Raw genomic sequence first — 12740 nt, 5'->3', positions numbered from 1 at the left:
ATGCTCGACCGGCTGCGGATCGACAAGACACCGCTGCACGACAGCGGTCGGCTATTCAGCCTTTAGCCACGCCGGTTTTGCGTGGCCGGATACCCAGGGCCTCGGCCAAGTCGACACTGCGTGCAACCGGCTCACTGAGATCCATCTCCGCCTCGACATGATCAAGATGCTTCAGCATCAGAGCAGCACCCTGCTTGCCCTCGCCGGCAATGATGGCGGCGACGATCTGGCTATGCTCGTCGGGCGGGCAGGCTTCGTGTTCGCCCTTGGCATACAGCAAGATCGCCAGGCAGGTCAGCGCCTGCAGCTCGGTAAGCAGCCGGGTCAGCACATTATTCTGCGTCAGTTCGGCCAGCAGCAGATGGAATTCTCCGGTCAGGCGCACCAGCGTCGGCCGGTCACCGGTCGTGCGAGCAGCGTTCTCGGCCGCCAGATGGTCTCGCAGGCGACTGACATCCTGCGCATTCAGCATACCGGCAAGCTGCATCACGATGGCAGGCTCAACCATACGACGCACGGCCAGGAACTGGCGTGTTTCCGGACGGGTCGGTGCTGCCACAGTCGCACCGTGATTGCGCCGCTGGATCACGATCCCATCTTGCGCCAGGCGGGCCAACGCATGACGCACGATCGTGCGGCTGACGCTGAACAGCTCCGCAAGCCGTTCCTCCGTCAGCTTCTCGCCAGGCGGCAGACGCCGTTCGAAGATGGCCTGCAGGATGCGGTGTCGGATCGTGGCGTCAGCTGCGGAATCGGTGGTCAACATTTGTATGCATATTATACTGAAATTGGATGCAATGTACCACCGCCGTGGATGATTTTCCACAGTGGATCGCCCGGCCGGGTATGACCCGGCAGATCGTGCTGACCGGTCACACGGTCTTCAACTGCATGTCCAGTGTGGCAAATATCTTGCCGTCCCAAGTTTCCACGGCGTCAATCGCATTCAACAAATATGCATGGCGCGCACCATGTCAGGATGTCACTACCAGATCCTTTCGCACCACTCCATTGCTGAGCCGAGGCCTCAGTTTCGGTGTGGTCTGAAGGTCTCATCCCTAGTCCAAATCGTTGGGAGTGGAGACGTATCCCCGACTGCCCCATAGCCAACTTGCCGCCACTCTATTCAGCACTCCATAATACCTTTCGGAGTGGTCCGCCTGAACAATCAGGCCGGCCATTTTCCGATATCAATCGCACTGGAAAAATATCGTGGGGCATTTTTGGACAATGCGGGAAAATACTGCACCTTCCGAACGTGCATCCTCGGCCGGCTAAGCATAGTCCGGCGTCACGATCTTCATGTCACGCCTGGATGCTCCACCTCTTTACTTGGCTGCATCCACGCCTCGCAATTCTAGTTCTTGCAAGCCCATCAGATGACAGGCATTCAAGCCGATCATCTTGCGGATTTCTGTCTCGCTATAACCCAACCCCAGGCAGAGCCGGATCACGGCCCGGAAACCAGCAACTGGATGCGGGTTCTTGGCCTGACCAAGATCGGAACCCAGGATTGTGCGATCAACACCGGCCGCTTCGATCAGCTGCTTGAGCTGTTTACCGGTGAATTTCTTGTTGTAGGTCTCATTGATGAACATGCAGAAGGAATGCTCGATATAGGCACCCATGTCGACGAGCTCTTTGATGTCGCGCAGCGTGGCGTCTATTACGAAGGTCGGATGATTAACCAGCAGGCGCTTCACGCCACGCTTCTTCGCCTCATCAAATAATGGCCAGATCTCGCTGATATGCAGATGGCCGGCCGACAGCACGGCATCGGCCTCCGCAATGATGTCGAGGATCGGCTTGACTTCTTCCTTCAGGTCGCCCTTGTCATCGACCACCGACAGGCCGGTGGGCTTCAGCATCTGCTCCTTGGTTGGCAGGATGACATGCCGGTGGCCGTGGCGTAGATGATTGGCGGCACTGAAGGTCGGCATCCAGACGATATGCCCGCCAAGCTTAAGCATGTGATCGACCGCGTAGATATTCAGCCCGCCGACCGTGTTGTTAAGTGCCACACCGGTCAGCAGGTTGATCCGCAGATCGGGCATCATCTCTTCCAGCAGCTTGGCCACCGGCGTTACAGAATAGTAGTGATCCTTGAACAGCACCGCGTGCATGCCGGCCTCCTGCGCTTCCAGGATGGCCTGCAGATGGTTGAGCGAGCGCGGCATCACGGACGGGCCGCTGTGGCAATGCAGGTCCACGGCACCGCGCAGGATATTGTCGATCACCGCATCCGGCACATCGGAATATTCCTCAACGGTCTTAGAAAACATGAGAATGGGATCGGTCATCGCCGTGTCTCCTGATGTTGATGGTTACTAGCCCCAGCTGACGGCGCTTTTCTGCGCTGTATTTTCTGAACTGGACTGTTCTGGCTGCGGTGGCATGCCGATGATCTGCCCCAGCGTCGAATAGTTCGGCCCGCCCAGCCGCGCGACAGGTCGCAGCCGTCCGGCATCGATCTTGTTGTCGATGCCGAGGCCCTTGCGGATATGGAACAGATCAACCTCGCCAACAAAAAACTGGTTATTGCCGAAATCGATCACCCTGTGCAGCCGGCATTCCATGGCAATCGGCGCCTTTGCCACACGCAATGGTTCCACCAGCTTGCTAGGAACCAGTTCGAGTCCCAGCATGTCGGCTTCGCTGACCTCAGGCGGAAACTCCGCGCCACTGCGATGCAGCAGATCAAGTAGGGTTTCATCACTGATATGGACGACGAATTCGCGCGTTTCATGGATATTGCGCGCGGTATCCTTCAGTCCATTCGGTCGCCGGCCAATGCTGATACCCAGCATCGGTGGAGTATGCGAAACGAAAGTGAAGCAGCTGAACGGTGCCAGATTTGAAACGCCAGTGACTGACCTGGTACTGACCCAGGCAACCGGCCGCGGCACGACAATGCCGCAGAGCAGCTTGTAGGCCGCCTCTCCTGTCAGATCGGCAGAGCGGATTTCCTGCATGGCTGTCAGCCGAGGGTTTCGCGCATCTCGGCAAGGCCTTTCATGGCTGCCTGGCGCAGAAAGCCCTGATCCGAATTGAAAACGAAAGCGGTCGCCCCCTGGTCCTTCAGCCATTCCGCATCGGGCCGGCTGCCTACATAGACACTGACCGGTTTGTTGGCCTTACGTGCTGCCGCTATGATTTTCTCAACGGCTACGCGCACGGCCGGTGGATTGGGTGTCTCATCACCGAAAGCCGCCGTCAGGTCACCCCGGCCAATGAACAGAGAGTCGATCCCCTCGACGGCCGCAATGGCGTCGATCTCGTCGAGCGCCGTGGGGTCTTCGATCTGGGCGACAACGGTGACGGTTTCATCGGAAGCACGGATATGTTGCCACATCGGCACGGCGGTATAGCCGCCAGCGCGTGTACTGGTAGCAAAACCACGACCGAGCTTATATCGGCACAGTGCCGCCACCTCACGCGCATAGGCTGCGCTGTGCACATGTGGGATCAACATGCCCGTGGCGCCGCAATCGAGCACCGACAGGATCGCATCCGGGCCGGAGACCCGCACCAACGCCGGGATATTGCAGCCGCGCGCTGCCAGCAAGGCGATATCAGTGGTGGTGCGGTCGAAGGGCGAATGTTCCTGGTCAATCACCACGAAATCGAAACCAAGTGCCGCGACAATCTCGGTGGCATGGCTGGTTGGCGTTTTGAGGAAAGTGCCGACCAGTTTATCGCCAGCCAGCATCCGCTGCCGGAAAAAGCGCGGTTCTGTCATTTCACTCACTCGGGCATCGGGTAATCGTCGGCGTTCAGCACCCAACCGGGCTTCAACGAGAAGTCCATGCGCGGCGGACAGAACAGGTCGACCAGCTGGTTCAGACCTTTGCCGACGGCTTCCGTGGTATGCACCGAGGGTGGCGGGATCACAGCAATAGACGGACTGCCGCACAGCTCATGCTGATCGTCGCGCCAGATATGCTTGTTTGGCGTCCACGGCCAGCGGATGTGGTGGACAAACTCGCCTTCCAGCGCAAGCGAGCCCTGCTCGAAATCGTCGTGATGGTGCGGCGACAGCGTGGTCGGGTCACGCGGACCCTGCCGCGGATCGATGTAATTCACCATCAGGGTCGTGCAACGCCAGATACGACCAAAACGGCCCTTCTCCGGTGGCACATCAAGAGAATAGACGCGCAGCTTCAGTCCGTCTTTCGGTGTTGGCCAGGGCTTGGCCAGCGTCACCGCCGGCTTTGGCTCGGCATAGGACGCACCATTGACGCATTTTGCCACCAGGTCAGCCGATTGCGTGGTGAACATGCGCACTATGCGGCCGGGCTTCAGCACCTTCACGCTCGACTTTCCGGGCGGCACGAAGGCCAGCGAGCCGCCCTTTACCGTCTGCGTGCCATCTTTCGTGGTGATCTCCACCTCGATCTTCGGATCATCCAGGATGACCGCATATTCGTCCGGCTGCGCATCACGGGCCAGCACAGCACCCGCGACTGGATCGGTGATGACGATCAAGAAATTCTGACCGCGCGCATACCAGGCCTTGCCCTCTGCCTCATCCTGCTGCGGCTCCTGATAGAAGCGTACATATTCGCAGCCGCCATAGGCCGTGACGGACGTAGACGCCCCGGCCGGCTTGGCGGCCAGACTCGCGCGCGGATCATTGGAATGGTACATGGCGCGCCTCCCTCGTCATTCGCCGGTTTGGTGAACCGGATCATAGGGAAGACACAGGGAGGCGTGACGAAGTTTCCATCCGCGTTTCGCATAGCGGAACGGAGTTTACGGGATATCCATCCCCAACCGGCTGACACTGCGTGCGATATTCTCCGCCGCAGCCCGCAAATGCGGCACGTAGAGTTCCACGGCCTGGGCACGCTTCATTGCCGAGGTGAAATAGGTCAGTCCCAATGTAGCCAGTACACGCTCGCCATCCATCACCGGCACTGCCAGCGTGGAAGAGGACTTAGGCTCGACCGCCGGATCGCGCTCGGCAAATCCCTGATTGCGGGTGGGCTGCAGGCTGCGGAGTAATGCCGCCGGCCGGCGCGCCGGTGCATCTTCGGGGTCTTTTGATGATGCCAGAATCTGCAGCAGGATATTGCGCTCGGTGGCGGGACAGAAGGCAAGATAGGCTCGGCCTAGGCTGCGCTTCACCAGACTGAGCCGCGATCCCACTGTGCCATGGAATGGCGAGATGGGACTGTCGGGGATGGTGCTGAAACGCACCGTCACGGCATCCTTGTCGAGCACTGCGATAGCCACTGGCCATTTGAACTGGCGGGTCAGATCGATCGCCCAGGCCCGCCCGGCCTCGACCACCAGCGGATCGCCATGGAAGCCACAGCTGAGCGCGCGCACCAGCGAGGTCACGGAATACCCGCCCTGTCGGGAATCATTGACGACATACCCCTTAACGGCGAGCGTCTTGAGCAGACGCACGATGGTCGGCTTGGGCAGACCGGTCGTGTCGTGCAACTGCTTGATAGAGGCGACTTTCTGACGGTTCAGCGCCTGTAAAAGATCGAGCGCGCGCGTAACCGATTGGACCTGGCCATCTTGGAGCGGGGCTGCGGCCGGGGGCATGGCGTTTCCTCAAGAACTGCTGGTTATTTCGTATTGTGAAACTCCCGCCTCGCCAAGGCAAGCGCATTCCGGATCGCGGAATGGGAGGAACTTCCTGTGCCGCTCCGCTCTCCTCGCCTGTAGCGTCTGCGACATAAAAACGGGAGGACTCAAGTCATGACATGCTGGAAACAGCTGCTTGCCGGCGTTGCAGTATTCGCCGGACTCGGTCACACGGCCTTCGCTCAGGGGAATTCGGCCAAACCGCCCATCGTCCTGGACTCCACCGGCGCCTATGAGGTGGGGGGAAAGATGATTTCCAACCCCAAGAACCCCAACGAGACGCTGTCCTGCGACCACGGCTATGTCGAATATTTCATTCCGCAGAAGCGTCGCCAGACCGGCCTGATCATGTGGCACAGCTCCAGCACCAAGGTGTGGGAGACCCGCTGGGACGGCGGCGAGGGCTTCAAGAGCATGTTCCTGCGCAAGGGCTATCCCGTCTATCTGTGGGACGGTCCGCGCGTCGGCCGCGCCAACTGGAGCTGCGAGCCGATCACCTATACGCCGGACTATTTCGACCAGCGCAATTTCGCCGCCTGGCGGTTCGGCGCCACCTATCCGAACTGGCATCCGGGCCTGCAATTCCCCACTGCTGACAAGGAAGCCTGGAACCAGGCGACGCGCGCCCGCTACGACGAATACGACACGCTGGACAATGCCCTGCTGCAGGCCGAGGCCGGCGGTCAGGCCATCGACAGAATTGGCCCGGTCGTCGCACTGACCAATTCGGCGGGCGGCTGGCGCGCGCTGCTGTCGGGGCTGAAGGCGAATACCGGCAACATGAAAGGCATCGTCGCCTATGAGACGCCGGGCTTCGTCTTCCCCATCGGCGAAGGTCCGGAGCCGCAGCCGAAAGCGCCTTACGGTCCGCATTCCGTGCCGCTGACCGAGTTCATGAAGCTGACCAAATTCCCGATCCAGATGGTGTTCGGCGACTACACCGACACGCGTCCGATCTGGAAAACCTCGGCCGAAGTAGCAAAAACATTCTGCGGCATCGTCAACAAGCATGGCGGCGACTGCGAGGTGCTGCTGCTGCCCGAGGCTGGCCTGAAGGGTAACTCGCATATCCCCTTTGCCGATCTCAACAACGTGGCGGTGGCCGACGAGTTGTCGAAATGGCTGGGTCGCAAGGGCCTGGACAAATTCGTCGACTGATAAAAAAAGACGCCGGCGTTTCCTGGAAACGCCGGCGTTAGCTGTCCGGGGGAGGAGGCAGCAGGATCAGCCGAGGATCGCCTTCACTTCCAGATATTCCTCGAAGCCGAAAACACCGAATTCGCGACCGTTGCCCGACTGCTTGTAGCCGCCGAACGGCAGGCTGCGGTCGAACGGCGCCCCATTGAGATAGACACGGCCAGCCCGGATACGGTTGGCGACCCGGCGCGCATGGTTGCGGTCCTTCGACTGCACGAAGCCCGCCAGGCCAAACGGCGTGTCATTAGCGATCTCGATCGCCTCATCCTCGCTGTCATAACTCAGGATCGACAGGACGGGGCCGAAGATTTCCTCGCGTGCGATCCTCATCTGCGGCGTCACATCGCCGAACACGGTCGGGCGCACGTAATAGCCGTGATTGACCTCTGCCGGCCGGCCGGTGCCGCCAACCACCAGCGTGGCACCCTCGTCGATACCCGACTGGATCAGGTCCTGCACCTTGTCATATTGCATCTGGCTCACCAGCGGCCCCATCGTGGTGGCCGGATCGAGCGGATCGCCCAGGCGGATGGTCTCGACTGCCTGGCACGCCGCGGCGAAAGCCGCATCGCGTTGCCCGCGCGGGATCAGCATGCGGGTCGGCGACTGGCAGTTCTGGCCCCCGTTGGTGTAGCAGGCATGCACACCTTGAATAACTGCCGCCTTCAAATCGGCATCGGGCAGGATGATGTTGGCCGACTTGCCGCCCAGTTCCTGCGCCACGCGCTTCACCGTGTCGGCCGCCAGCTTGGCCACGCGGATGCCGGCCGCGGTCGAACCGGTGAACGACACCATGTCGATCCCCGGATGCGCGGCGATGGCCTCACCCACCGTGGGACCGTCACCATTCACCAGATTGAAGACGCCGGCCGGCAACCCGGCCTTGTGCAGAATCTCGGCGAACAGCAGGGCGCTCAGCGGCGCGATCTCGCTCGGCTTCAGCACGACGGTGCAGCCGGTGGCCAGCGCCGGCGCCACTTTGGAGGCGATCTGGTTGAGCGGCCAGTTCCACGGCGTGATCAATCCGCAGACGCCGACCGGCTCGCGGCGGATCATGCCGGGCCCCATCGGTTCCTCGAATATATACTGCGCCAGCACGCGCGCCGCTTCCTCGAAATGGAACAGCGCGACGGTGGCCTGGCGTTCGGTGGCAAAAGTGATCGGCGCGCCCATCTCCAGGGTCATCGCGTGCGCCAGTTCGGGCAGGCGCGCCTTGAAGCCGGTGATGATCCTGTGCAGATACGAAAGACGTTCTTCCACGCTGGTTTCGGCGTAAGTCGCAAAGGCCCGGCGCGCCGCCGTCACGGCGCGGTCGACATCCCGCGCGGAGCCCAGGCTGATCCGCGCGAAAACCTCTTCCGTGGCGGGATTCTGCACGCCCAGCGTCTTTGGCTCGGCCGGATCGACCCAGGCGCCATCGATATAGAATTTCAGCTTTTCCATCCTGCGTCGCCTTTAAAGATGCCGGCCCTCGTCCACCGGCACCACGATGCCGGTCGAACTGGTCAGATAACTGATGCATGCCACCACGGCGCGCGCCACATCGTCCGGTGTGGTGACGCGGCCGAGCGGCAGTTTTTCGGCAACCTTTTCCAGCTGCTCGCGCGTGCGGCCGGGCACGAAATCGGTATCCACGCCGGCCGGCGAGACCGAAAAGACGCGGATTTTCGGCGCCAGCACCTTGGCCAGCGCAATGGTGAGCGCATCGACTCCCGCCTTGGCCGACAGATAGGCAAGGCTGCTGCCGACGCCCGTGCGCGCCGCGATGGAGGACACATTGACAATGGCCGCCTGGCTGCCGCGTTCCAGTAAGGGCCGGAAGGCGCGAATCACGGCGAAAGGGCCGCGCAGGTTCAGCGACACGGTGCGGTCGAAGATCTCGTCGGTCAGCCTGTCGAGATCATTGGCCGGCACCGGCGTGGTGGCCCCGCCGTTGTTGACCAGCGCATCGAGCCGGCCGAAACGCGTCTCCACAGCTTGCACCGCCACCGCGATCGACGCAGCGTCATCGATGGCGATGCGCAAGGCCACATGCCCGCTGCCCTGCAGACCCCTCACCACCTGTTCCGCCAGTTCGCCGCGGCTGTTGTAACCGACCACGACCGTGGTTCCCTGCGCGGCAAGGCGCGCAGCCGTGGCCTTGCCGATGCCGCTGCTGGCGCCGGTGACAAGCGCGACTTTCGCGACCGGTAAAGCCGGCACGTCAATACTGGTCATCAAATCCTCTTCACATTTCGATCTTGGCAGCGTCGATGACCGGCTTCCATTTCGCCATTTCTCTGGCGACGAAGGCCTTGAGGTCTGCGGGCGAGCCGCCCACGCCTTCCAGCGTGTTCTGCTGGAGCAACGCCTTGGTCTTGTCGGTCTTCAGGAAGTCGTTCACGATCTTGTTCAGCTTGGCGACGATCTCGGGCGGCGTGCCGGTCGGTGCCACCATCGCGTACCACGCGCTCACCTCGAAGCCCTTGAAGCCGACCTCCTGCACTGTCGGTACGTCCGGCAATTGCGGCGCGCGGTGGCTGGTCGTCACCGCCAGCGCGCGCAGCTTCTTCTCGGTCACCTGCGGCACGTAAGTCGGCATAAAATCCATCGCGACATCGACCTGGCCGCCCAATAAATCGGTCATCAGCGGTACCGTGCCGCGATAGGACACCGCGGTCATCGTCACGCCGGTGAACTGCTGGATCAGCTCGGCCGTGATATGGCCCAGCGTGCCGTTGCCCGGATTGCCGACCGTGACCTTGCCGGGATTCTTCTTGGCGTAGTCGATCAGCTCGGCAAAGGTCTTCGCCGGGAAATCCAGCTTGGTGGTGATCATCAGCGGCGATTTGGCAACCAGAACGACAGGCGTGAAATCCTTCTCCGAGTCGTAGGTCAGGCCCTTGTACATCAGCTTGTTCAGCGCGATCGGCGACGGCGTGCCGAACAGCAGCATGTAGCCGTCGGCTTTCGCCTTAGCCACGGCGGCGCCGCCGATATTGCCGCCCGCCCCGCTTCGGTTCTCGACGATGAAGGGCTTGCCCAGCTTGTCGCTCAGCTCGCTCGCCGTGGCGCGTGCCAGGAAATCGACGGCCGAACCGGCCGGGAAGGGCACGATCAGGGTGACCGGGCGATCCGGCCAGGCGCCTTCCGCCACGGCGGGATGACAGGGTGTGAATGCCAGTGCGAGTCCGAAAAGAGCCAGTGAGAGCAGACGCATGATTCCTCCGATTTATTGTTATGGCGCAGGTTATCCCTGCTTGTGTTGTTTCGTCGTGGTCAGACCATCGTTTTTTCGTGCACCGGCAGCGCCAGCAGATCGCGTGCCTGTCGTGCCGTCGCGATCTGCCCGCCCAGCGCTTCGACGATGCCGCACGCCTTCTCGACCATGGCGGCGTTGGACTCGGCCAGCACATCCTTGCTGAGATAGACCGCATCCTCCAGCCCGACACGGACATGGCCGCCAGCGAGGAAAGACTGTGCCACCATCGGGAAGGCCATGCGGCCGGTACCGAAAGCGGTCCAGACCGTGCCCGGCGGCAGCAGGCCGCGCGCATAGAGCACGGTTTCCGGCGCGGGCTGGAAGCCGTATTTCACGCCCATAACCACCGAACACAGAAGCGGGCCTTTCAACGTGCCATCGCGGACTAGGTCATTGCACAACGCGATGTCGCCGGAATCAAATAGCTCGATCTCAGGCTTCACGCCGGCCTTGTTGATCACCGCGGCCATGCGGCGAACATTGTCGGGCGTGTTGATCACCACCTGCTTGCCGGAATTCATGGTGTTCAGGTCCAGCGTGGCGATGTCGGGTTTCAGCCGCGCGATATGCACGACCCGGTCTTCCGGCCGCATCAGCGTGGTACCGGGGCCGGCGACTTTCGGGTCGTCCGCGCCGGGCACGAAACGGCCGCCCGGGCCGGTGGTGAGATTGATGATGAGGTCCTTGTCGCGCGCGCGGATGCGATCCATTACGTCGCGATAGTAGTCGAGTTCCATCGACGGGCGGCCGGTCTGCGGATCGCGCACATGGATATGCACGGCGGCGGCGCCGGCCTCGGCCGCACCCAGGCAGGCCTCGGCGATCTCGGCGGGCGTGATCGGCAGATGCGGCGTCATCTCCGGCGTGGTCTGGTTGCCGGTGATGGCACAAGTAACGATAACGCGTGATTGCATCATCCGGCCCCGCTCCCCTAGGCTCTTCCGCTGCCGTCTTCTGGCGGCAATCCCTAATCTCGGTTCTACATGGAAGAAGGGTTCGGAGCGCGTGCGCTGTATTGATGTTCCACAATGCGGAACGGTCGATTTGATTGGTTAGATAAAATTTTCGTGGGCCAATTTGGGACGCACCGCAGCTAAAGCAGCGTAAGAATAGCTACCCGAGCAACTATTCCATCCGCAGTTTCCCGGTATTTTACCAGCTGGTAAGAGGGCAGAAGTGAGCTTTCCAAGCTTACGATGGGGGTTCGATTCCCCTCACCCGCTCCAGCACTTAGCTGGCCAAGCAATTGGCAAAAGCTTACGACGCCGCGTTCTTGTCCCCCTAAAAGTCAAACGCTATGCAAACCAAGTCCTGCCGTTTGGGATAATTTTGGACAAAAAACACCGCCTTTGCCAGATGACCGCCTCACGAACTGACAGATGCCGGCCACCTCTGCAGTTCACACCCGCTCCTTGATCGCGATAACGGATCAGCACCGGATCGAAATGGCCGCTACAGACAGCCATCCGTCAACTGGAGGATGCATCGCGACGCGGATGATTTGAGACTGCCGGAAGTACCGAATGGGTGTCTGCACCGAGCCGCGGCGCCGGCGGTAGCGCTGGCCTTTGCCCTTCTTGCCAGCGAAATGCCGGCCCTAGTGCCACGGGCTCGCCGTTCATGCCGATCCCTGGCGTAGCCGGATAGATATCGCGCAGATACTCGGAGAGATCGCGCACCTTGGCAGCCGGTACGCCGGCAGCGTTGAGGGCAAGATCCAGTTCTGCCGCATCAGCAGACGCGAAAGCCTGTTTCAGTTCGACGCGGAGCGGCTCGTTGGCAACATTGGCCAGGAAATCACCCGACGCGAGGCCCGCGGGCACGAAGGGCGGCGCGGCAAGCTCTGGTCGCTCCAGCAGACGGCACAGCGTCACGAACTGGCCCATTGTATTGGCTGCTACCGAAATATGGCCGTCCATAGTGGCAAAGGTTTCCGCTCCGGGACTGCCGACGAATCCGCGGTTGCCCACGCGTTCAGGTGCACGACCGGTCGCCAGCGTCATGGCGGCGGGGCCTGACATCAGCGCCAGCGCGGAATCGACCATCGAGACGTCGAGCGTAATCGGGCTGGTATCACCGCGCAGGCGCCGGATAAGCGCGGCCAGGATCGCTTCCGCGGCACTGATGCCGGTGGCGATGTCGACAATCGGGAAGCCGACCTTCACCGGGGCGTCATTCGCCTGACTTCCCTGCAGCGTCATCATTCCGGTCGCGGCCTGAATCACGTGATCATAGGCTCCGTATCCACTGTTCGGCCCGCTCTGGCCCCAGCCCGAAATCGAGCAGTACACGATGTCGGGCCGAACCGCGCGGAGGTCTTCCGGGCCGAGGCCCAGGCGTCGGGCAACGCCGGGGCGGAAATTTTCAACGAAGACATCGACGCCTTCGGCGAGCCGCAAGACTGCAGCGCGGCCCTCGGGCGCAGACAGGTCGACGACGACCGATTTCTTGCCGGCGTTCAGTGCTCGGAAGCCAGGAGGCAGACCGCCGTGTTCCGGCTGCATTGTGAGCGCCCGCATTGGATCGCCGGAGCCTGGCCGCTCGATCTTGATGACCTCGGCGCCGAGACAACGCAAATGATGCGTGGCACAGGGCCCCGCCAGTACATGCGTCAGGTCAAGCACCCGAAAGCCTTCGAGCGGCTGCATCACGATTTCCTTTGCGCGTCAGCGCAGGGCATTCGCATGGCTGCATCCAGGGACAG

At 61.6% G+C, this 12740-nt stretch carries 12 protein-coding genes; 1 reads left to right on the top strand and 11 read right to left on the bottom strand.

All coding sequences use genetic code 11. The features are described 5' to 3' along the window. Positions 1–55: 55 nt before the first annotated feature. The 6 genes from AAG799_RS03345 to AAG799_RS03320 all read right to left on the bottom strand — a co-directional run bounded on the left by AAG799_RS03345 (position 56) and on the right by AAG799_RS03320 (position 5556). The gene (locus tag AAG799_RS03345) at positions 56–766 is read right to left on the bottom strand and encodes a GntR family transcriptional regulator (protein WP_341894381.1); all 711 of its coding nucleotides are present in this window, start codon (positions 764–766) and stop codon (positions 56–58) included. 562 nt (positions 767–1328) lie between these two features. Then, on the bottom strand, positions 1329–2300 hold the full coding sequence (locus tag AAG799_RS03340) for a DUF6282 family protein (protein WP_341894380.1): 972 nt from the start codon (positions 2298–2300) through the stop codon (positions 1329–1331). Between the two features lie 27 nt (positions 2301–2327). Next, positions 2328–2972 (bottom strand): flavin reductase family protein, encoded by a 645-nt coding sequence (locus AAG799_RS03335; protein WP_341894379.1) that lies wholly within the window; start codon positions 2970–2972, stop codon positions 2328–2330. Between the two features lie 5 nt (positions 2973–2977). Continuing rightward, a complete protein-coding gene (locus tag AAG799_RS03330) occupies positions 2978–3739 on the bottom strand; it encodes an aldolase/citrate lyase family protein (RefSeq protein WP_341894378.1) in 762 nt (253 codons plus the stop codon). 5 nt (positions 3740–3744) lie between these two features. Next, positions 3745–4647, bottom strand: a complete 903-nt coding sequence (locus AAG799_RS03325) for a hypothetical protein (protein WP_341894377.1) — start codon at positions 4645–4647, stop codon at positions 3745–3747. A 105-nt stretch (positions 4648–4752) separates the two neighbouring features. Next, the gene (locus AAG799_RS03320) at positions 4753–5556 is read right to left on the bottom strand and encodes a DNA-binding transcriptional regulator (protein WP_341894376.1); all 804 of its coding nucleotides are present in this window, start codon (positions 5554–5556) and stop codon (positions 4753–4755) included. Between the two features lie 156 nt (positions 5557–5712). On the opposite strand from AAG799_RS03320, the gene AAG799_RS03315 reads away from it, so the two are divergent. After that, a complete protein-coding gene (locus tag AAG799_RS03315; RefSeq protein WP_341894375.1) occupies positions 5713–6756 on the top strand; it encodes an alpha/beta fold hydrolase in 1044 nt (347 codons plus the stop codon). A 66-nt stretch (positions 6757–6822) separates the two neighbouring features. Here the strand turns inward: AAG799_RS03315 and AAG799_RS03310 are convergent, their stop codons facing one another. The 5 genes from AAG799_RS03310 to AAG799_RS03290 all read right to left on the bottom strand — a co-directional run bounded on the left by AAG799_RS03310 (position 6823) and on the right by AAG799_RS03290 (position 12684). Further along, positions 6823–8238, bottom strand: a complete 1416-nt coding sequence (locus AAG799_RS03310) for an aldehyde dehydrogenase family protein (protein ID WP_341894374.1) — start codon at positions 8236–8238, stop codon at positions 6823–6825. A 12-nt stretch (positions 8239–8250) separates the two neighbouring features. Then, positions 8251–9012 carry an SDR family oxidoreductase gene (locus tag AAG799_RS03305; protein WP_341894373.1) on the bottom strand — a complete coding sequence of 254 codons (762 nt, stop codon included), beginning with the start codon at positions 9010–9012 and terminating at the stop codon, positions 8251–8253. A gap of 10 nt (positions 9013–9022) precedes the next feature. After that, positions 9023–9994 carry a tripartite tricarboxylate transporter substrate binding protein gene (locus tag AAG799_RS03300; RefSeq protein ID WP_341894372.1) on the bottom strand — a complete coding sequence of 324 codons (972 nt, stop codon included), beginning with the start codon at positions 9992–9994 and terminating at the stop codon, positions 9023–9025. Positions 9995–10053: 59 nt separating this feature from the next. Beyond that, positions 10054–10953 carry a 3-keto-5-aminohexanoate cleavage protein gene (locus AAG799_RS03295; RefSeq protein WP_341894371.1) on the bottom strand — a complete coding sequence of 300 codons (900 nt, stop codon included), beginning with the start codon at positions 10951–10953 and terminating at the stop codon, positions 10054–10056. A gap of 552 nt (positions 10954–11505) precedes the next feature. Beyond that, the gene (locus AAG799_RS03290; RefSeq protein WP_341894370.1) at positions 11506–12684 is read right to left on the bottom strand and encodes a CoA transferase; all 1179 of its coding nucleotides are present in this window, start codon (positions 12682–12684) and stop codon (positions 11506–11508) included. Between the last annotated feature and the right edge of the window lie 56 nt (positions 12685–12740).

It is taken from the genome of Ferrovibrio terrae (assembly GCF_943371255.1).
Taxonomy (GTDB): Bacteria; Pseudomonadota; Alphaproteobacteria; order Ferrovibrionales; family Ferrovibrionaceae; genus Ferrovibrio; species Ferrovibrio terrae_B.
The sequence above is the reverse complement of the archived record's forward strand: the minus strand, read 5'-3'. Positions and strand labels throughout refer to the sequence as shown.

Excerpts from the sequence above, each read along its gene's own strand:
- AAG799_RS03300 (WP_341894372.1), bottom strand. The coding sequence starts at position 9,994 with ATGCGTCTGCTCTCACTGGCTCTTTTCGGACTCGCACTGGCATTCACA.
- AAG799_RS03340 (WP_341894380.1), bottom strand. The coding sequence starts at position 2,300 with ATGACCGATCCCATTCTCATGTTTTCTAAGACCGTTGAGGAATATTCC.
- AAG799_RS03335 (WP_341894379.1), bottom strand. The coding sequence starts at position 2,972 with ATGCAGGAAATCCGCTCTGCCGATCTGACAGGAGAGGCGGCCTACAAG.
- AAG799_RS03320 (WP_341894376.1), bottom strand. The coding sequence starts at position 5,556 with ATGCCCCCGGCCGCAGCCCCGCTCCAAGATGGCCAGGTCCAATCGGTT.
- AAG799_RS03345 (WP_341894381.1), bottom strand. The coding sequence starts at position 766 with ATGTTGACCACCGATTCCGCAGCTGACGCCACGATCCGACACCGCATC.
- AAG799_RS03290 (WP_341894370.1), bottom strand. The coding sequence starts at position 12,684 with ATGCAGCCGCTCGAAGGCTTTCGGGTGCTTGACCTGACGCATGTACTG.
- AAG799_RS03305 (WP_341894373.1), bottom strand. The coding sequence starts at position 9,012 with ATGACCAGTATTGACGTGCCGGCTTTACCGGTCGCGAAAGTCGCGCTT.
- AAG799_RS03295 (WP_341894371.1), bottom strand. The coding sequence starts at position 10,953 with ATGATGCAATCACGCGTTATCGTTACTTGTGCCATCACCGGCAACCAG.
- AAG799_RS03310 (WP_341894374.1), bottom strand. The coding sequence starts at position 8,238 with ATGGAAAAGCTGAAATTCTATATCGATGGCGCCTGGGTCGATCCGGCC.
- AAG799_RS03325 (WP_341894377.1), bottom strand. The coding sequence starts at position 4,647 with ATGTACCATTCCAATGATCCGCGCGCGAGTCTGGCCGCCAAGCCGGCC.
- AAG799_RS03330 (WP_341894378.1), bottom strand. The coding sequence starts at position 3,739 with ATGACAGAACCGCGCTTTTTCCGGCAGCGGATGCTGGCTGGCGATAAA.
- AAG799_RS03315 (WP_341894375.1), top strand. The coding sequence starts at position 5,713 with ATGACATGCTGGAAACAGCTGCTTGCCGGCGTTGCAGTATTCGCCGGA.